The organism is Hydrogenophaga taeniospiralis CCUG 15921, from assembly GCF_001592305.1.
Taxonomy (GTDB): Bacteria; Pseudomonadota; Gammaproteobacteria; order Burkholderiales; family Burkholderiaceae_C; genus Hydrogenophaga; species Hydrogenophaga taeniospiralis.
On sequence record NZ_BCWR01000010.1, the window covers coordinates 111419 to 131052 of the forward strand.

At 67.4% G+C, this 19634-nt stretch carries 16 protein-coding genes; 13 read left to right on the forward strand and 3 right to left on the reverse strand.

Annotation, left to right across the window (positions count from 1 at the left end; translation table 11 throughout):
• Nucleotide 1 precedes the first annotated feature (1 nt).
• The 7 genes from HTA01S_RS13640 to HTA01S_RS13670 all read left to right on the forward strand — a co-directional run bounded on the left by HTA01S_RS13640 (nt 2) and on the right by HTA01S_RS13670 (nt 7435).
• Entirely contained in the window at nt 2-889 is an 888-nt protein-coding gene (locus HTA01S_RS13640) for an amino acid ABC transporter substrate-binding protein (protein ID WP_068172783.1), read from the forward strand.
• Nucleotides 890-961: 72 nt separating this feature from the next.
• Nucleotides 962-1861 carry an amino acid ABC transporter substrate-binding protein gene (locus tag HTA01S_RS13645; protein ID WP_068172427.1) on the forward strand — a complete coding sequence of 300 codons (900 nt, stop codon included), beginning with the start codon at nt 962-964 and terminating at the stop codon, nt 1859-1861.
• A gap of 73 nt (nt 1862-1934) precedes the next feature.
• Complete coding sequence (locus HTA01S_RS13650) at nt 1935-2675, forward strand: amino acid ABC transporter permease (RefSeq protein ID WP_068172432.1); 741 nt, start codon at nt 1935-1937, stop codon at nt 2673-2675.
• Between the two features lies 1 nt (nt 2676).
• A complete protein-coding gene (locus tag HTA01S_RS13655) occupies nt 2677-3342 on the forward strand; it encodes an amino acid ABC transporter permease (RefSeq protein WP_068172435.1) in 666 nt (221 codons plus the stop codon).
• Nucleotides 3343-3359: 17 nt separating this feature from the next.
• On the forward strand, nt 3360-4094 hold the full coding sequence (locus tag HTA01S_RS13660; RefSeq protein WP_068172438.1) for an amino acid ABC transporter ATP-binding protein: 735 nt from the start codon (nt 3360-3362) through the stop codon (nt 4092-4094).
• 78 nt (nt 4095-4172) lie between these two features.
• A complete protein-coding gene (locus HTA01S_RS13665) occupies nt 4173-6071 on the forward strand; it encodes an ATP-binding protein (RefSeq protein ID WP_068172441.1) in 1899 nt (632 codons plus the stop codon).
• Nucleotides 6068-7435, forward strand: a complete 1368-nt coding sequence (locus HTA01S_RS13670; protein WP_068172444.1) for a sigma-54-dependent transcriptional regulator — start codon at nt 6068-6070, stop codon at nt 7433-7435. Before HTA01S_RS13665 ends, HTA01S_RS13670 begins: the two co-directional genes overlap by 4 nt.
• Here the strand turns inward: HTA01S_RS13670 and HTA01S_RS13675 are convergent.
• The gene (locus HTA01S_RS13675) at nt 7432-8151 is read right to left on the reverse strand and encodes a TetR/AcrR family transcriptional regulator (RefSeq protein ID WP_068172448.1); all 720 of its coding nucleotides are present in this window, start codon (nt 8149-8151) and stop codon (nt 7432-7434) included. The two genes, HTA01S_RS13670 and HTA01S_RS13675, sit on opposite strands and share 4 nt — an antisense overlap.
• 80 nt (nt 8152-8231) lie before the next feature.
• On the opposite strand from HTA01S_RS13675, the gene HTA01S_RS13680 reads away from it, so the two are divergent.
• Nucleotides 8232-9524, forward strand: coding sequence for an aspartate aminotransferase family protein (locus HTA01S_RS13680; protein WP_068172451.1), 1293 nt, complete (start codon nt 8232-8234; stop codon nt 9522-9524).
• A 6-nt stretch (nt 9525-9530) separates the two neighbouring features.
• Here HTA01S_RS13680 and xdhB read toward each other — a convergent pair whose 3' ends face one another.
• Both xdhB and HTA01S_RS13690 read right to left on the reverse strand, forming a co-directional pair.
• On the reverse strand, nt 9531-11927 hold the full coding sequence (gene xdhB, locus HTA01S_RS13685) for a xanthine dehydrogenase molybdopterin binding subunit (RefSeq protein WP_068172454.1): 2397 nt from the start codon (nt 11925-11927) through the stop codon (nt 9531-9533).
• Nucleotides 11924-13537, reverse strand: a complete 1614-nt coding sequence (locus tag HTA01S_RS13690) for a xanthine dehydrogenase small subunit (protein ID WP_157572104.1) — start codon at nt 13535-13537, stop codon at nt 11924-11926. The genes xdhB and HTA01S_RS13690 overlap by 4 nt, the downstream gene beginning before the upstream one ends.
• Nucleotides 13538-13631: 94 nt before the next feature.
• Between HTA01S_RS13690 and HTA01S_RS13695 the strand changes: the two genes are divergently transcribed.
• From HTA01S_RS13695 to HTA01S_RS13715, 5 genes are all read left to right on the forward strand, one after another.
• Nucleotides 13632-14585: a LysR family transcriptional regulator gene (locus HTA01S_RS13695; protein ID WP_068172460.1), complete on the forward strand. Its 954-nt coding sequence runs from the start codon at nt 13632-13634 to the stop codon at nt 14583-14585.
• A gap of 145 nt (nt 14586-14730) precedes the next feature.
• Entirely contained in the window at nt 14731-16275 is a 1545-nt protein-coding gene (locus HTA01S_RS13700) for an ABC transporter ATP-binding protein (RefSeq protein WP_068172464.1), read from the forward strand.
• Nucleotides 16262-17317: an ABC transporter permease gene (locus HTA01S_RS13705; RefSeq protein WP_068172468.1), complete on the forward strand. Its 1056-nt coding sequence runs from the start codon at nt 16262-16264 to the stop codon at nt 17315-17317. The genes HTA01S_RS13700 and HTA01S_RS13705 overlap by 14 nt, the downstream gene beginning before the upstream one ends.
• Before the next feature lie 2 nt (nt 17318-17319).
• A complete protein-coding gene (locus HTA01S_RS13710) occupies nt 17320-18240 on the forward strand; it encodes an ABC transporter permease (RefSeq protein WP_068172471.1) in 921 nt (306 codons plus the stop codon).
• A gap of 61 nt (nt 18241-18301) precedes the next feature.
• A complete protein-coding gene (locus tag HTA01S_RS13715; protein ID WP_068172474.1) occupies nt 18302-19447 on the forward strand; it encodes a BMP family ABC transporter substrate-binding protein in 1146 nt (381 codons plus the stop codon).
• Nucleotides 19448-19634: the final 187 nt, after the last annotated feature.

The window sequence follows — 19634 nt, forward strand, 5'->3', positions numbered from 1 at the left end:
CATGACCTGTCTGAATCGGTTTTTCTGGGCGGTGGCCCTGGCTTCGGCACCGTTGTGGGCGGGGGCCGGCCCGGTGCTGGATCGCATCCAGAAGGACGGCACCATCGTGCTGGCACACCGCGAGTCGTCGGTGCCGTTTTCGTTTCTTGATGCCGACGGCAAGCCGGTGGGCTATGCGATCGATCTGTGCCTGAAGCTGGCCGAGGCCGTGCGCAAAAAGCTGGCGCTGGACACGCTCGCGCACCGCTTCGTGCAGGTCACGCCGGCCAACCGCATGACCATGGTGGAAGAGGGCAAGGCCGACCTGGAGTGCGGCTCCACCACCAACAACGCTGAGCGCCGGCAGAAGGTGGCCTTCACCGTGTCTCATTACATCGCCGGCGCCCGCTATCTGGTGCGCGCCGACAGCGCGGTGCAGGTGGTGCGCGACTTCAGGGGGCAGAAGCTGGTCTCCACCAAGGGCACCACACCGCTGAAGGCCGTGACCCGCGCCAACAGCGAATACCTCCTGGGCATCACGATCCTCGAAGCCGACGACCATGCGCGCGGGGTTGAGATGGTGGAGCAGGGCGAGGCCGATGGTTTCGTGATGGACGACGTGCTGCTCTACGGCCTGGCCGCGGGGCGGCCCGACCCCAGCCGCTTCAAGGTGGTGGGCAAGTTCCTGACCATCGAGCCGCTGGCCATCATGCTGTCCAAGCACGACCTGGAGTTCAAGCGACTGGTCGACGACGAGATGAAGCGGCTGATCCAGTCCAGGGAGGCCCACGCGATCTACGACCGCTGGTTCAACCAGCCGATTCCCCCTTCCGGTCGGGCCTTGAACCTACCCATGAACTACCTGCTGAAGGATTTCTGGAAGTACCCCACGGACTACGTTCCTGGCTGAATGGTTTTCCCTTTCCCTTTCCCTTTCCCTTTCCCTTTCCTCCAACCCACCAACCAAGACAGGTGCATCTTTATGAAGAAATCGTTGTTTGTCGTGGCCGCCATGCTGGCCAGCTCGGCTGCTCTGGCGCAATCCGTCGACACCCTGAAGAAGATCAAGGACAGTGGTTCCGTGACGATGGGCGTGCGTGAAAGCTCAGGCGCCCTGTCCTACACGCTGGGCGACGGCAAGTTCGTGGGCTACCACGTGGAAATCTGCCAGAAGGTGCTCGGCGACATCCAGAAGCAGCTGGGTCTGGCCAAGCTGGACATCAAGTACCAGCCGGTGACCTCGCAGAACCGCATCCCCCTGATGCAGAACGGCACGGTCGACATCGAGTGCGGCTCCACCACCAACAACGCCGCGCGCCAGAAAGACGTGTCCTTCGCCGTGACGACCTTCGTGGAAGAAGTGCGCATCGCGGTGAAGGCCAATTCCGGCATCACCTCCGTGGCCCAGCTCAACGGCAAGAAGGTTGCCACCACCACCGGCACCACCTCCGTACAGACCCTGCGCAAGAACGAGCGCGCCACCGGCGTGGACTTCGAGCAGGTCTACGGCAAGGACCACGCCGACAGCTTCCTGCTGCTGGAGAGCGGCCGTGCCGACGCCTTCGTGATGGACGGCGCCATCCTGGCCGGCAACATTGCCAAGTCCAAGAACCCGGCCGACTTCAAGATCGTCGGTGAAGTGCTGTCGGTCGAGCCGATCGCCATCATGCTGCCCAAGGACGACGTGGCCTTCAAGAAAGCCGTGGACGACAGCGTCAAGGCCATGATGAAGTCGGGCGACGTGGCCAAGCTGTGGACCAAATGGTTTGAGCAGCCCATTCCCCCGGCCAACACCAAGGTGGGCATGGTCGCCAACGAAAACACGAAAGCGGCCTGGGCCACCCCGAACGACAAGCCGATGGAAGACTACGCAAAAAAGTGATCTGGCGACTCTGAAGGCATGAGCATGCCGTCCGATCTGTTTCGGGCGGCTTCTTTTTTCGAGGGAAATCTCCGTGAGTACATGGGATTGGCAGGTGTTCTGCAAGGACACCATCGATGGTGAGGTGCGCCCCAGCTGTTTTGGCCAGGGCGGCGACATCACCTACCTGGACTGGTTGCTGTCGGCCTGGGGCTGGACGCTGAGCGTCGCCGTGCTGGCCCTGGTGGTGGCGCTGGTGGTGGGCTCGGTCATGGGCATCTTCCGCACCACGCCCAGCCGCGCGCTGGTGGTGATCGGCAATGTGTGGACCGAGCTGTTTCGCAACATACCGCTGCTGGTGCAGGTGTTCCTGTGGTACCACGTGCTGCCGGCGCTGATTCCGCCGCTCCAGCAGGTGCCCAGCCTCATCCTGGTGGTGTTCGCGCTGGGTTTCTTCACCTCCGCGCGCATTGCCGAGCAGGTGCGCGCCGGCATCCAGAGCCTGCCCAAGGGTCAGCGCTACGCCGGCCTAGCCATGGGCCTGACGCTGACGCAGACCTACCGCTACGTGCTGCTGCCGATGGCGTTTCGCATCGTCATTCCGCCGCTGACCAGCGAGAGCATGAACATCATCAAGAACTCCTCGGTGGCGTTCGCGGTGTCCATCGCCGAGCTGACCATGTTCGCCATGCAGGCGCAGGAAGAAACCTCGCGCGGTGTCGAGGTCTACCTGGCCGTGACCGGGCTGTACTTCATCTCGGCCTTTGTCATCAACCGCATTGCCCTGTTCATCGAACACAAGGTGCAGGTGCCCGGCATGATCGGAGGCCATTGACATGAATCTCGATTTCGCTTTCCTCGACTGGTCGGTCTTCTCGAGCTTCGTGCTCAAGGGCCTGATCTTTTCGGCGCAGCTCACGCTGGTCGCGATGCTCGGTGGCATCGCGCTGGGCACGGTGCTGGCGCTGATGCGCCTCTCGGGCAAGAAGTGGCTGGTGATGCCGGCCGCGTTCTATGTGAACACCCTGCGCTCCATCCCGCTGGTGATGGTGATCCTGTGGTTCTTCCTGCTCATTCCGCTGCTGATCGGGCAGCCCATGGGCGCGGAGCTCTCGGCCATCATCACCTTCACGGTGTTCGAGGCGGCCTACTACTCCGAGATCATGCGCGCGGGCATCCAGAGCGTGCCCAAGGGCCAGGTCAACGCGGGCTACGCGGTGGGCATGACCTATGGCCAGACCATGCAGCTGATCGTGCTGCCGCAGGCCTTCCGCAACATGCTGCCGGTGCTGATGACGCAGACCATCATCCTGTTCCAGGACACCTCGCTGGTGTACGCCATCGGCGCCTACGACCTGCTCAAGGGCTTCGAGGTCGCCGGCAAGAACTTCAACCGCCCGGTCGAGACCTACCTGGTCGCCGCCGTCGTCTATTTCGTCATCTGTTTCTCGCTGTCGATGCTGGTGCGTCGCCTGCAGAAGAAGATCGCCATCATCCGCTGAGGATCAGGAGAAGAACCATGATCAACATCCAGAACGTTTCCAAGTGGTACGGCAGCTTCCAGGTGCTGACCGACTGCACCACCTCCATCCAGAAGGGTGAGGTGGTGGTGGTCTGCGGCCCATCCGGCTCGGGCAAGTCCACCCTGATCAAGACCGTGAACGCGTTGGAGCCTTTCCAGAAGGGAGACATCGTGGTGGACGGCATCAGCATCGCCGACCCCAAGACCAACCTGCCCAAGCTGCGCAGCCGCGTCGGCATGGTGTTCCAGCACTTCGAGCTGTTTCCGCACCTGAGCGTGACCGAGAACCTGACGCTGGCGCAGATCAAGGTGCTGGGCCGCAACGCCGACGAGGCCAAGACCCGCGGCCTGAAGATGCTGGACCGCGTGGGCCTGATGGCGCACAAGGACAAGTTCCCCGGTCAGCTCTCCGGCGGCCAGCAGCAGCGGGTGGCGATTGCCCGCGCGCTGAGCATGGACCCGATCGTGATGCTGTTCGACGAGCCGACCTCGGCGCTCGACCCCGAGATGGTGGGCGAGGTGCTCGACGTGATGGTCCAGCTCGCCCAGGAGGGCATGACCATGATGTGCGTCACCCATGAGATGGGCTTCGCCAAGAAGGTCAGCCACCGCGTGATCTTCATGGATGCCGGCAAAATCGTCGAAGATTGCCCGCGCGACGCGTTCTTCGGTAACCCGGACGCGCGCTCGCCACGGGCCAAGGATTTCCTGTCGAAAATCCTGGCCCACTGAGTTCTTCCAACTGAGGTCACCATCCACCCCGCACCGCCGTTCGGTCCGCCCCCAGCCCCGCCGCGCCGTCGCCCCGGGGTGGCCCTGCGGCGCGCGCTGCTGGCGCTGGTGGCCCTGGCCCTCGTCGCCGCCTCGGGTTATGCGGTCTACCAGCGCAGCTTTGCGCAGGGCGCGAGCAGCCTGAAGGCCGCGTCCAACGGGCGGCTCGACCTGTTCGCCTCGGTGGTGGAGGCCCGCGTGCGGCGCCTGGAGCCTGTGCCGGCGACCATCCAGCTCAACCCCGCGGTGTTGCGGCTGCTGCAGGCGCCCGGCGCTGCGCACGCCGCCGCCGCCAACGACTACCTCTCCCGGCTGAATGCCCACCTGGGCAGCCTGGCGGTGTTTGTGCTGGACGTGCGCGGCGTGGTGCTGGCGTCCAGCAACGCGGTGCAGCGCGACGACAGCCTGCGCGGCGAAGATGTTTCGTACCGCCCGTACTTCCTGGAGGCCCTGGCCGGGCGCTCGACGCGCCACTTCGCCATCGGCAGCGGCGGCTACGCGGGCTATTTCGCGTCGCACCCCATTTACGACGGCCCCCGGGTGGTGGGGGTGGCGGCCATCAAGATCGGCCTGGACGCGCTGGAACAGACCTGGCCGATGCTGGGCGCGCCCGCGCTGGTGGCCGACGCCAACCAGGTGGTGATCCTGTCGTCCCAGCCAGCGTGGCGCTACACCTCGCTGGCGCCCTTGCCGACCGAACGCCGTGTGGACCTGCAACTGGCCCAGACCTACGACTCCCTGCGCCTGCCCCTGTTCCCGCTGAAGGTGGAGCTCTCGGTGGACGAAGACACGCAGGAAGTGCAGGGCCTGCTGCACGGCGACGAGGCCAAGGTCTCCGCGGCGCTGGGCCAAGCGCGCAACCGGGCGGATTTCATGGTCCTGGGGCGTTCGCTGGACGGCATGGACTGGCGGGTGCTGATCTTCACCAGCCTGGCGTCGGTGCGGCACCAGGCCTTGCTGGACGGCGTGGGTGGCGCCGTGTCCGTGGCCTTTGTGATCCTGCTGGCGCTGTACTGGGCACAGCGCCAGCGCATCGAGCGCCAGAAGCTGGGCGCCAAGCGCCTGCTCGAACAGGCCAACGCCGAGCTGGAGCAGGAGGTGGGCCGAAGGACGCAGGAACTCACCGATGCCAACACCCTGCTGCGCAAGGAGGTGGCCGAGCGCGAGCAGACCGAAAAGACCCTGCGGGCGGCGCAGGACGGGCTGGTGCACGCGGGCAAGATGGCCGTGCTGGGCCAGCTCGCCGCCAGCATCACGCACGAACTCACGCAGCCGCTGGGCGCGATCCGCACCCTGTCGGGCAACGCGGCCGAATTCCTGCGGCGGGGCAACGCCGACGCGGCGCAGGAAAACCTCTTGATCATGGCCCGGCTGGTGGAGCAGATGGCACGCATCATCGACCCGCTCAAGAGCTTCTCGCGCAAATCGACCGCCTGCCCCGAGGCCACCGACGCGGGTCGCGTGGTGGAGCAGGCGCTGTTCCTGTTCCAGCTGCGCCTGCGCCACGAAAAGGTGGAGGCCGACAACCGCTGCCAGCCCGGGCAATGGACGGTGTGGTGTGACGCCAACCGGCTGGAGCAGGTGCTGATCAACCTGATCGGCAATGCGCTCGATGCCCTGCGCGACGCACCGCACAAGCGGCTGCAGATCACGGCCGAAGCGCTGCCGGCGGCGCAGCCGCCCGTGCTGGCGATCCACGTGCAGGACAGCGGCAAGGGCCTGAGCGAGACCGACCTGGCGCACCTGTTCCAGCCCTTCTACACCACCAAGGCCAGTGGTGCCGGCCTCGGGCTGGGCCTGGTGATCTGCCGCGACATTGCCGCAGAATTCCAGGGTGAACTGCAGGCGCACAACGTCCCCGGTGGCGGCGCCTGTTTCACGCTCACCGTTCCCCTCTGGCAAGCCTCCATGCACCCGAAAACCCCCGTGACCCCATGAATCGCGCCCTGACCGTCCTTTTGGTGGAAGACGATGCCGCCGTGCAGCTGGGCTGTGTGCAGGCCCTGCAACTGGCCGACATCCCGGTGCGCGCTTTCGAGTCGGCCGAGGCCGTGCTGCCACACATCAGCCCTGGCCTGGCCGGCGTGATCGTGACCGACATGCGCCTGCCCGGGGCCGACGGCCTGTCGGTGATCTGCGAGGCGCGCGACATCGACCCCGACCTGCCGGTGATCATGATCACCGGCCACGGCGACGTGAACCTGGCCGTCCAGGCCATGCGCAGCGGCGCCTACGACTTCATCCCCAAGCCCTTTTCGCCCGAGCAGCTGGTGGAGGTGGTGCAGCGCGCGCTGGAGAAGCGCCGCCTGACGCTGGAGGTGGCGAACCTGCGCCGCGCGCTGACGCTCAGCGAAGGGCTCGAAGGCAAGCTGGTCGGCCACTCGCCGGCCATCGCGCGCGTGCGGCAGCTGGTGACCGAGGTGGCCGACTCGCCGGTGGACGTGCTGATCCGCGGCGAAACCGGCACCGGCAAGGAGGTGGTGGCGCGCGCACTGCACGACCATTCGCGGCGCCGCAACGCGCCCTATGTGGCGCTCAACTGCGGCGGCCTGCCCGACAGCCTGCTCGACAGCGAACTGTTCGGCCATGAACCCGGCGCCTTCACCGGGGCGCAGAAGCGCCGCATCGGCCGCATCGAACACGCCAACGGTGGCACGCTGTTCCTCGACGAGCTCGAAAGCATGCCCATGGGCGTGCAGGTCAAGCTGCTGCGCGTGCTGCAGGAGCGCTGCATCGAGCGGCTGGGATCGAACCAGAGCATTCCGGTGGACGTGCGCGTGGTCGCGGCCACCAAGGACGATCTGCTGGCGCGCGCGCAGCAGGGCAGCTTCCGCTCCGACCTGGTGTACCGGCTGAACGTGGTCAACATCGAGCTGCCGCCGCTGCGCGAGCGGCGCGAAGACATTCCGATGCTGCTGGAGCACTTCATGCTGCTGGCCGCCAGCCGCTACGACCGGCCCGAGCCCCGGCTGCCGCAGGCGCAGCTGCGCCAGCTGATGGCGCGCGACTGGCCCGGCAATGTGCGCGAGCTGCGCAACGTGGCCGATGCGCTGGTGCTGGGGGTGGGCCCGCAGTGGGTGTCGCCCCACGGGCCGGCGCCCGAAGCATCAGGCAACGATGCGCAGCCCACGCTGACCGAAACGGTCGAGCAGTTCGAACGCAGCCTGATCGCCGATGCCCTGCAGCGCCACGCCGGCAACGTGGGCCAGACCGCCAAGGCGCTGCGCATCGCCAAGACCACCCTGGTCGACAAGATCAGGAAACACGGGCTGGGCAAGGGGGAGGCGGCTTCGGAAGCCTAAGGGGCCGAACGCTCCCGCATGGCCGCCAGCCCCTGGATCACCGTCTCGGTCCAGAACTCGAAGCTCTGGTCCAGCGGCTGATCGACGCCGCTGGAGGCGCGGACCACGAAGGCGCCGCGCGCCAGATGGGGCATTTCGCGCGCCAGCGTGGGGCATTGCCGGGCGTCCACCTCCTGCATGCGCTGCCGGTGCGCCGTGGCCCAGCCCTCGGGGTCTTCGTCGGGCAGAGGGGCAAGTTCCAGTGTGACGAAACCCACCATGCCCGCGACCAGCGTGTTGTAGGCGTGGCGCAGCTGGTCGCCGGAAAAGCCCGCGCGCTCCAGCAGCATCAGCATGTGCTCCACGAGCTCGGCCGGCATGCTCTCGTTGGAAACCAGCTGGGCACCGAGCACCGGGGCGATGGCGGGGTGCACGCGCACGGCTTTGCGGTAGCGCCGGAACAGCGCGCGCACGCCCGCGGCCCAGTCGGTTGGCCGACGCGCGGGCTTGAGGTCGCCCAGGGCCAGTGCCACGGCACCTGCGATCAGGGCGTTGCGACCCGGCACGTGCCAGTACAGGGCCGTGGGGTAAACGCCCAGGTCGCGCGCCAGGTCGCGAACGCTGAAACCCGCCACGCCCTTGCGGTCGATGAGCGCCAGAGCGGCCACCAGCACGGCGTCGCGGGTGAGGCTGTCGCCGGGTCTCGATGGAGCAGAGGCGGGTGGGGTGGTGGTCATGGGGTGCGAGGATACCGGTGTTCGAAAACCTTGCAACGTCTTGTACACTGTACAGGAACAGACGATGCGAAGGAACGGCCATGAACCTCATCGATACCCTCGAAGCCGCCCGCGCGCGCTACCGCGAACGCAACCCGGCCAGCGAGCGCCAGCTGGCCGAGGCGGCCACCGTCATGCCCGGGGGCAATACGCGCAGCGTGCTGTTTCATGCGCCTTTTCCACTGACCATGGTGCGGGGAGAGGGGGCCCGCCTGTGGGACGCCGACGGTCACCGCTACCTCGATGCCCTGGGAGAGTTCACCGCGGGGCTGTACGGCCACTCGAACGCCGTGATCCGGCAAGCCATCATTGACGCGCTGGCCGATGGCTTGAGCCTCTCGTCCCACAACCGGCGCGAGGTGGCGCTGGCGGCAGAGATCCAGCGGCGTTTTCCGTCGATGGCCCTGATGCGTTTCACCAACTCGGGCACGGAAGCCAGCCTGCTGGCGCTGGCCACGGCCAAGGCCTTCACCGCCCGGCCGAAGATCATGGTGTTCGACGGGGCTTACCACGGGGGCCTGCTGAGTTTCGGCCGAGGTGGTTCGCCGATCAACGTGCCCCACGCGTACGTGGTGGCGCCCTACAACGACCTGGCCGCCGCGCAGGCGTTGGTGCACGCGCACGGCCCGACGCTGGCAGCGATCGTCGTTGAGCCGATGCTGGGTGCGGGTGGTTGCATCCCGGGTGAGCCCGCATTCCTGCGCGGCCTGAGCGAGCTGGCCCGTGGCTGTGGTGCCCTGCTGGTGTTCGACGAGGTGCAGACCTCGCGCCTCTCCATCGGCGGGCGGCAGGCTCAGCTGGGCATCACGCCCGACCTGACGGTGATCGGCAAGTACTTCGGCGGTGGCCTGTCGTTCGGGGCCTTCGGTGGGCGCGTGGACTGCATGGCGCAGTTCGACCCGCGCCGCGCGAATGCCCTGTCGCACGCGGGCACCTTCAACAACAACGTGCTGTCGATGGCCGCCGGTCTGGCCGGCCTGCAGCAGGTGCTGACGCAGGAGGCGTTGACGGCATTGAACCAGCGTGGCGACCGGCTGCGCGAGCGGCTCAACGCCGTGCTGCAGACGCATGGCGTAGCGGCGCAATTCACCGGCCTGGGTTCGGTCATGAACCTGCACGGCATGAGCGGGCCAGTGCACTGTGCCGCGGACCTGGCCACGTCCAACACCTTGCTGAAGGAACTGTTGTTCTTCGACCTGCTGGAACGCGGGGTCTACATGGCGCAGCGGGGGCTGGTGACCCTGTCGCTGCCGTTCGACGACGCGGCCTGCGACGAGATGCTGGGCGCGTTCGAAGACGCCCTGCGCACCCGCGCCGCCGTGTTGCGCGGGTGAACGTCTTTACGCGCTGACAGCGCGCAACACCTCTTCGGCCGTGGCCGGGGCGTTCACCAGCAAGGGGTCACCGCCCGCCTGCGCCACCGCGTCGCGCAGCGCCTCGTACACGCTGATGGCCAGCATGAACGGGGGTTCGCCCACGGCCTTGCTGCCGTGCACGTTGTCCTCGCGGTTGGCTTCGGGCCAGAGCGCGATCTTGAAGTGCGCGGGCACGTCGCCGGTGGCGGGGATCTTGTAGGTGCTGGGGGCGTGGGTCTGTAGATAGCCCTTGCCATTCCACACCAGTTGCTCGGTGGTGAGCCAGCCCATGCCCTGGATGAAGCCGCCTTCGATCTGGCCGATGTCGATCGCCGGGTTGATGCTGTGGCCGACGTCGTGCAGGATGTCCACCTTCAACACCCGGTACTCGCCGGTGAGGGTGTCGATGGCGACCTCGCTGACCGCCGCGCCGTAGGCGAAGTAGTAGAACGGCCGGCCGGTGAGCGTGGCCTTGTCGTAGTGGATCTTGGGTGTGCGGTAGAAGCCGTCGCTCCAGAGCTGGATGCGGTTGGCGTAGGCCGCTCCCACCACGTCTTCCCAGCGGCGTGTGGCCTTGTCGGTGATGACCTGGCCGCCTTCGAAGCGCACCGCGCCCGCGCCGCAGTCGTCGAGCCCGGCCACGAACGCGGCGAGGTTGTCGCGCACATGGCGCGCGGCGAACTGCGCGGCCCGGCCGTTCAGGTCGGTGCCGCTGCTGGCCGCGGTGGCGCTGGCGTTGGGCACCTTGCTGGTGTCGCTGGCGGTGGCCAGCACGCGCTCGAACGGCACGCCCAGTTCGTCGGCCACGATCTGCGCCACCTTGGTGTTCAGGCCCTGGCCCATCTCGGTGCCGCCGTGGTTCACTTGCACGCTGCCGTCGGTGTAGACGTGCACCAGCGCGCCGGCCTGGTTGAACAGGGTGGCGGTGAAGCTGATGCCGAACTTGACGGGGGTGAGCGCCAGGCCTTTCTTGATGACGGGGTTCCGCGCATTGAAGGCCGCGATCTGCTCGCGGCGCTCGCGGTAGCCGCTGGTGATCGCCAGGGTGTTGATCAGCGGGTCGAGGATGTTGTCTTCCACCTTCATCTGGTAGTGGGTGACGTTCCGGGCGTCCATGCCGTACAGGTTGCGCAACCGCACGTCCAGGGGGTCCAGGCCCAGCGTGCGCGCGATGTCGCTCAGGATGCGCTCGATCACGATCACGCCCTGCGGGCCGCCGAAGCCGCGGAAGGCGGTGTGGCTCTGCGTGTTGGTCTTGCAGCGGTAGCTGGAGATGGCCACGTCTTCGAGGAAGTAGGCGTTGTCGGCGTGGAAGACGGCGCGGTCGGCCACCGGACCGGAGAGGTCGGCGCTGAAGCCGCAGTTGACCAGCATCTCCAGCTCCAGCCCGCAGAGCAGGCCGCTGTCATCAAAGCCCACGCGGTAGTGGTAAGCGAAGGGGTGGCGCTTGCCGGTGATCATGAAGTCGTCGTCGCGGTCCAGCCGCAGTTTGACCGGGCACTTCAGCTGGTTGGCGGCGATGGCGGCCCACACGGCCAGGTGGCCGGCCTGCGTCTCCTTGCCACCGAAGCCGCCGCCCATGCGCCGGCATTCCACCGTGACGGCGTTGTTGGCAATGCCCAGCGCATGCGACACCCAGTGCTGCACCTCGCCGGGGTGCTGCGTGCTGGTGTAGACCCACCACTGGTTCTGTTCCAGCGGCAGCACGTAGGCGATCTGGCCTTCCAGATAGAAATGTTCCTGGCCACCGACTTCGAAGCGGCCTTCGATCTGGTGCGGCGCGCGCCGGAGCGCGGCCTTCGCGTCGCCCCGGCTCACCTGCACGGGCGGCAACACGTAGCTTTCCAGCGCGTGGGCCTCGTGCACGTTGAGCACGGCGGGCAATTCCTCGATCTCGAGCTTCACGAGCCGCGCGGCGCGGCGCGCGGTCATCACGTCGTCGGCCACCACCAGCGCGATCACTTGGCCGGTGAACAGCACGGTGTCGAGCGCGAACACCGGTTCGTCGTGCGCGAAGGCGGCCAAGGTGGTGTCGCCGGGGATGTCCCCGGCGTCGATCACCGCGCGCACGCCGGGCAGGGCCAGGGCCGCCGAGGCGTCCAGCTTGCGCAGGATGCCGTGCGCCACGGGCGAACAGACCGGTGCCGCGTGCAGCGTGCCGCGCACCTCGGGGATGTCGTCGATGTAGGTCGCGGCACCGGCCACCTGGGCGCGGGCGCTTTCATGGAATTTGGATTGGCCGGCAGCGAGAGAAGGTGATCCCCCGAGCGTCGCATCGCCGTTGGCGCTGCGACGGGGTTCCGCCGCTGGCGCGGGTCGCTGCCCAGCGGCGCGGGCGCCTCGGGTGTTGTCGGCTACCAGCTTCAGATCGGGCGCGTTCATGCCAAGGCCTCCAGCGTTGCCGCATTCAGGCTTTCGAGGTTGATGGCCGTCAGGCCCTGGCTTTCCAGCCAGAAGCGCCGCAGCAGATTGCCCAGCACGGTCTGGCGGTAGGCGGCGCTGGCGCGCATGTCGGAAATGGGCTGAAACTCGGCGCGCAGCGCGGCGGCGGCTGCCATCACGGTGTCGGCGTTCCAGGGCTGGCCGCGCAGGGCGGCTTCGGTCTGGCGCGCGCGGGCCGGGGTGGCGGCCACGCCACCGGCACCGATGGAGACTTGCTGCACGACGCCGCCGTCCAGGGTCATCTGGATGGCAAGGCAGACGGCGGAGATGTCGTCGTCGAAGCGTTTGCTGATCTTGTAGACGCGCATGAACTCTTCAGCCCCCACGCTCCCCACTGCGTTGGGTTCGCTGCCCCCCGAGGGGGCGCTCGCTGGCTTGGGGCGGTCCGGCGCTGCGCTCGATGCATGCCCCGTGGGCTTCGGCACCTTGATCCAGCACAGCAGCTCGTCCGCGCGCATCACGTTCGTCCGGTACCCGGTGTACAGGTCCTCCAGCCGCAACTCGCGGTGGGCGATCTCGCCGCCTGCCGCGGTCTTCTTCCAGCGCATCAGCACCACGCTGGCACCGAGCGCGATCAGCAGCGGCATGGTGTCGCCAATGGGTGAGCCGTTCGCCACGTTGCCGCCCAGCGTGCCGGCGTTGCGCACCGGCAGGCCGGCGAAGCGCTGGCTGAAGGTCAGGAGCTGCGGGCGCTCTGCCACCAGCGCGGCAAAGGCATCGGTGAGCGAGACGGCCGCGCCGATGGCGATGTGGTGCGGGTAGGTTTCCACGCGCTGCAGCTCGCGCGCGGCGGTCACGTCGAGCACGCGCTCGAAGCGACGGTGCATCTTGGTGACCCACAGGCCCACGTCGGTGCAGCCGGCCACGACCTGGGCCTTGGGGAATTTGGCCCGTTGCTGCAGCAGTGCGGCCAGGTTGGTGGGACGCAGGTAGCGCTCGTCGCCGGTCCGCTTCGGCTTCAGCGCCTTGAGCGCCGCCAGCGTGGCAGCCTCGTCCACTTCACAGCCGGCGGGCAGCGGCAGGCTGCCCATTTGTTGAGCAGCGTCGAGGATGGGGCGGTAGCCGGTGCAGCGGCAGAGGTTGCCGGAGAGGTCTACCTGGGCCTGTTCCCGGGTGATGCCCTTTCCGCCCTGACTGTTCTGGTATATGCCGAACAGGCTCATCACGAACCCCGGCGTGCAGAAACCGCACTGGCTGCCGTGGCACTGGACCATGGCTTCCTGGCAGGGATGCAGGTCAGGAGATGCGCCGGCCTTGAGGGTGGGGGCAGAAAGGTCTTCGGCGGTGAACACCGCCATGCCATCCACCGAGTGGGCCAGCCGGATGCAGCTGTTGACGGCCCGGTAGCGCAGCCTGCCGTCCACCGCTTCGCCCAGCACCACGGTGCAGGCGCCGCAGTCCCCTTCACCGCAGCCTTCCTTGGTGGCGGTGAGGTGCAGGTCTTCGCGCAGCACCTCCAGCAGGGTGCGCTCGGGTGCTACATTGCCCACCGCCACGGGCTGGCCGCGCCGGACAAATCTCAGGGTTTGTGCGGAGTTTCTGGAAATCATGCGCGCCAGCATAGCGCCCACCCCATGGCACAACATATGCTCAGCCATATGGCCCGAATGCCAAAACAGCCATTCAAACGCATAGCCTCAGGGTATGAAATACGTGTCCATGTTCGACAAGATTGATCTGCACCTGATCCGCGTGCTGCACACCGTGCTGACCGAGCGCAGTGTGTCGCGCGCGGCGCTGCGCCTGGGCATGTACCAGCCGGCGGTCAGTGCGTCGCTCAAGCGCTTGCGCGAACTCGCCGGCGACCCGCTTTTGGTGCGCTCGGGCTCCGGCATGGTGCCCACGGTGGCCGGGCTGCGCATGATCGAACCGGCGGCCGACATCCTGCGCAGCGCCGAGGTGCTGTTTTCCGACGCCCGCAGCTTCGACCCCGCCACCGCCCACCACACCTTCAGCCTGGCCGCCAGCGACTACCTGGACCCGCTGTTCCTGCCCCAGCTGGTCACGCAGATAAAGGGCCTGGCGCCGCACTGCCCGATCGAGATCCACCCGCTCTCGGCCGACTCCGACTACCGCAACCACCTGGCCCAGGGTGATGTGGACGTGGTCATCGGCAACTGGCCGCTGCCCCCCGGCGATCTGCACCTGGGCCGATTGTTCGGCGACGAGGTGGTGTGCCTGGTGTCCAACCAGCACCCGGCGGTGCGCCGTGGCTGGGACGTGGAGGCCTGGCTCAGCGCCGAACACATCGCCCCCACGCCCACCCACCCCGGCGCGCGCGGCGTGATCGACGACCACCTGGCCAGCCAGGGTCTGGTGCGCAACATCACCGCGCGCTGCCCGCATTTCGGGCTCATCCCGGCCATGGTGGCGGGCAGCCTGCTGGTGCTGACCACCGGGCGCCAGTACTGTGAGCGCTACACCGGCGTGCTGCCGGTGCAGGTGCTGCCGTGCCCGGTGCCGTTCCCCCGCATGATGTATTACCAGCTCTGGCACGAGCGCACCCACAGCTCGGCCGCCGGGCGCTGGCTGCGCGATCAGGTCAAGAGCGTGGCGGCCTCGCTGCGCCGGCCTGAGTCCGATGCGGCGGCGGCTTGAACATGAAACACCCCCGCGTCGCCTTCAGCGCCACCCACTCAAGGAGGCACAGCCAGCAGCCCGGCGAAGCCGGTTCTGCGGCTGCCCCGGGCCAACACCGTCCGCTCGACGCCGACCCCATGTACAAAAACAACAGGAGATCGCTGTGACCACGCCCCGACTGCAACTCACCGGCATCACCAAGCGCTACCCCGGCGTGGTGGCCAACAATGGTGTCTCGCTCAGCGTCGCGCCCGGCGAGGTGCACGCGGTGCTGGGCGAAAACGGCGCCGGCAAGTCCACGCTGATGAAGATCATCTATGGCTCGGTCAAGCCCGACGAGGGCTCGGTCATGTTCAACGGCCGGCCGGTGCATGTGCGCAACCCGCAGGAGGCGCGGGCGCTGGGCATCAGCATGGTGTTCCAGCACTTCAGCCTGTTCGACACGCTCACCGTGGCGGAAAACGTCTGGCTCGGGCTGGACAAGTCGCTCACGCTCTCCGAGGTCAGCGCCAGCATCACGGCCAAGGCGGCCGAATACGGCCTGGACATCGACCCCTCGCGCCCGGTGCACACGCTGAGCGTGGGCGAGATGCAGCGGGTGGAGATCATCCGCGCGCTGCTGACCAGCCCGCAGCTGCTGATCCTGGACGAGCCGACCTCGGTGCTCACGCCGCAGGCGGTGGAAAAGCTCTTTGTGGTGCTCAACAAGCTGGCCTCCGAGGGCTGCAGCATCCTCTACATCAGCCACAAGCTGCACGAAATCCGCGAGCTCTGCACCGCCTGCACCGTGTTGCGGGGCGGCCAGGTCACGGGGGTGTGCGACCCGCGCGAGGAAAGCAACGCCTCACTCTCGCGGCTGATGATCGGTGCCGAGCCGCCCGCGTTGAACGTGCGAGCGCTCCACGCCGGGGCCACCGTGCTGGAGGTGGGCGGCCTCACGCTGGCCAGCGACGACCCGTTTGGCACCGACCTGAAAGACGTCGCGCTCACGGTGCGGGCCGGCGAGGTGGTGGGTATCGCGGGCGTGTCGGGCAACGGCCAGAGCGAACTGCTGGTCTGCCTCTCGGGCGAAGACCGGCGCGCGCCGCCGGGCAGCATCCGCGTCGCCGGCCAGGACGCCTCGCGCTACGGGCCGGGCAAACGCCGCGCGCTCGGCCTGCATTTCGTGCCCGAAGAGCGCCTGGGCCGCGGCGCCGTGCCCACGCTCTCGCTCGCCCAGAACCTGCTGCTGTCCCGGCGCGACGCGCTGGGCGCGGGCGGCTGGATCCAGGTCGGCGCGCTCAAGGCCCAGGCGGCCGAGATCATTGCGCGCTACAACGTCAAGGCCAACGGACCGGACGCGGCCGCCAAGTCGCTCTCGGGCGGCAACCTGCAGAAGTTCATCGTCGGCCGCGAGATCGAAGCCAAGCCAAAACTGCTGATCGTGAGCCAGCCCACCTGGGGCGTGGACGTGGGCGCGTCGGCGCAGATCCGCGGGGAAATCCTGGCGCTGCGCGACGCCGGTTGCGCGGTGCTGGTGGTGAGCGAAGAGCTCGACGAGCTGTTCGAGATCAGCGACCGCCTGCACGTGATCGCCAAGGGGCGGCTCTCGCCCAGCCTGGACCGGGCCGACGCCACCATCGAACGCATCGGCGAGTGGATGTCGGGCCTGTGGGACGCCCAGGGCACAAAGAACAACAACGAGGAGACCGCCCATGCTGCTGCTTGAAGTCCGTCCCCAGCCGTCGGCGCGCTGGGGCTATGCCTCGCCGCTGCTGGCGCTGGCCATCACGGTGGTGATCGGCGTGATCCTGTTCGCCGTGCTCGGCAAGGACCCGGTGCGCGGCCTGCAGGTGTTTTTCTGGGAGCCCATCAAGAGCACCTACGCGCTGTCGGAGCTGATGGTCAAGGCCACGCCGCTGTTGATCATCGCGCTCGGGCTGGCCGTGTGTTTCCGCTCCAACGTGTGGAACATCGGCGCCGAGGGCCAGTACCTGATCGGCGCCATCTTTGCCGCCGGGGTGGCGCTCACGGCGGACAAGACCACCGGGCCCTGGATCGTGCCCGCCATCATCGCGGCCGGCGTGCTCGGCGGCATGGTCTGGGCCGGCATCACCGCGCTGCTGCGCGACCGCTTCAACGCCAACGAAATCCTGGTCAGCCTGATGCTGGTCTACGTGGCCGTGCAGGTGCTCAACTACCTGGTCTACGGCCCCTGGAAAGACCCGCTGGGCTACAACTTCCCGCAGACCAAGACCTTCGAGGCCGTCACGCAAATCCCCAGGCTGATGCAGGGCTCCCGCGTCAACATCGGCCTGCTGCTGGCGCTGGCCGGCGTGGGCGCGGTCTGGGTGTTTCTGTTCCGCACCTACGCGGGCTACGGTCAGCTGGTGGGCGGACTGGCGCCGGCCGCGGCGCGCTACGCCGGTTTTTCCTCGCGCAAGGCGCTGTGGACCGCGCTGCTGACCTCGGGCGGTGCGGCCGGCCTGGCCGGCGCGCTGGAGGTGGCCGGCCCCATTGGTCAGCTCACACCCTATGTGCCGGCGGGTTACGGTTTCGCGGCCATCATCGTGGCCTTCGTCGGGCGGCTGCACCCGGTGGGCATCGTGTTCTCGGCCATCCTCATGAGCATGTTCTACATCGGCGGTGAGCTGGCGCAGTCGCGCCTGGGCCTGCCGAAATCGATCACCGGTGTGTTCCAGGGGCTGCTGCTGTTCGCGCTGCTGGCCTGTGACACCTTGATTGCCTACCGTCTTGTCTGGAAGAAATGACCATGGAATCCCTTGCTCTGCTCTTCGCCGCCTCGCTCAACGCCGGCACCGTGCTGGCCATCGCTTCGCTGGGCTTGCTCATCAACGAAAAGGCCGGCATCGTCAACCTGGGCGCCGAGGGCATGATGCTGTGCGCCGCGCTGGCCGGTTTCGCCACCGTGGTGCACACCGGCAGCACGCTGGCCGGCTTTGCCGCGGGCATGGCGGCCGGCGCCTTGCTGGCGGCCATCTTCGGCGGCCTGGTGATCTGGCTCAACACCAACCAGTACGCCACCGGGCTGGCGCTGTCGCTGTTCGGCGCGGGCTTCTCGGCCTTTGCGGGCACCCGCTACGTGCAGGAAAAGCTGCCCGAGCAGATGCAGTTCAACATTCCCGTGCTGAGTGACATCCCGCTGCTGGGCCCGGCGCTGTTTCGCCACCACCCCATGGTCTACGTCTGCGTCGGCCTCGTCCTCGGGCTGATCTGGTTCCTCTACCGCACGCGCGCCGGCCTGGTGCTGCGCAGCGTGGGCGAGAGCCCGGAGTCGGCCCACGCGCTGGGCTATCCGGTGCGCCGCATCCGGCTCATCGCCGTGATGGCCGGGGGCGCGCTCTGCGGGCTGGCCGGCGCCTATGTGTCCACCGTCTACACGCCGCTGTGGGTCGAGGGCATGATCGCCGGCAAGGGCTGGATCGCGCTGGCGCTCACCACCTTCGCCACCTGGCGCCCGGCCCGGGTGCTGCTGGGGGCCTACCTGTTCGGTGGCGTCACCATGCTGCAGTTCCACCTGCAGGGCATCGGGGTGGACGTGCCCAGCCAGTTCCTGACCATGATGCCCTACCTGGCCACCATCGTGGTGCTGGTGCTGATCTCGCGCAACCCGACCTGGATCCGCATCAACATGCCCACCTCCATCGGGAAGCCCTTTTATCCCGGCGCATAATCTTTTTTCGGTTTTTGTCACTGTTTCCGTTACCACCAACTCTCCCAACAAAGAGGTTTCCATGACTGACCTGAGCAAACGTTCCCTGATGAAGCTCGCCGCGCTGACCGCGGTGGCCAGCGCCGTGCTGATCGGCTGCGGCAAGAAGGAAGAGGCGGCGCCCGCGCCGGCCCCGGCACCCGCCGCGGTCGAGGCGCCCAAGGCCGAGCCGCTGAAGATCGCGTTTGCCTACGTCGGCCCGGTGGGCGACGGCGGCTGGACCTTTGCCCACGACAACGGCCGCAAGGCGGTCGAGGCCGAGTTCGGTGACAAGGTGGTGACCAGCTTCGTGGAAAACGTGCCCGAAAGCGCCGACGCCGAGCGCGTGCTGCGCGACCTGGCCGGCCAGGGCAACAAGCTGATCTTCGGCACCACCTTCGGCTACATGGAGCCCATGCTCAAAGTGGCGCCCGACTTCAAGGACGTGAAGTTCGAGCACGCCACCGGCTACAAGACGGCCGAGAACCTGCGCACCTACGACAGCCGCACCTACGAAGGCGCCTACATGGCCGGCGTGATCGCCGGGTCCATGACCAAGACCAACACCCTGGGTGTGGTGGCCTCGATCCCAATCCCCGAAGTCATCCGCAACATCAACAGCTTCACGCTGGGTGCGCAGTCGGTCAACCCCAAGATCAAGACCAAGGTGGTCTGGGTCAACGGCTGGTTCGACCCACCGAAGGAAACCGAAGCCGCCACCTCGCTGATCAACGGCGGTGCCGACGTGCTGATGCAGAACACCGACTCGTCGGCCGTGCTGCAGACCGCCGAAAAGCTGGGCAAGCGCGCCTTCGGCTGGGACTCCGACATGACCGCCTACGGCCCCAAGGCCCACCTGGGCTCGGCCGTGATCAACTGGGCGCCGTACTACATCAAGGCCACCAAGGACGCGCTGGAAGGCACCTGGACCACCGGTGGCGTGTGGTGGGGCCACAAGGAAGGCGCGATCGACATGGTGTCCATCGCCGAAGATGTGCCGGCCGAAACCAAGGCCAAGATCGACGCCGTCAAGGCCGGCCTGAAAGACGGCAGCTTTGCCATCTGGAAAGGCCCGATCGTGGACCAGAGCGGCAAGGAAGTGCTGGCCAAGGACACGGTCGCCGACGACGCTTTCCTGGGTGGCGTGAAGTTCTTTGTCAAGGGTGTTGAAGGCAAGGTGCCGAACTGACCCACCCCCGCCGCGCCGCTGGCGCGACCCCCTCAAGGGGGCGATGCGAGTGGACCGGCGGAGCCGGGTCCACCGCATCCTCGGTCGGGCACTTCGCCTCGGACACGTTGCTGATTGAACGCTGTCGGAGTTGCGGTGCCTTGGTCCCAAGCCGCTGCACCCGCAGCGGCTTTTTTGCTTGAGGAGA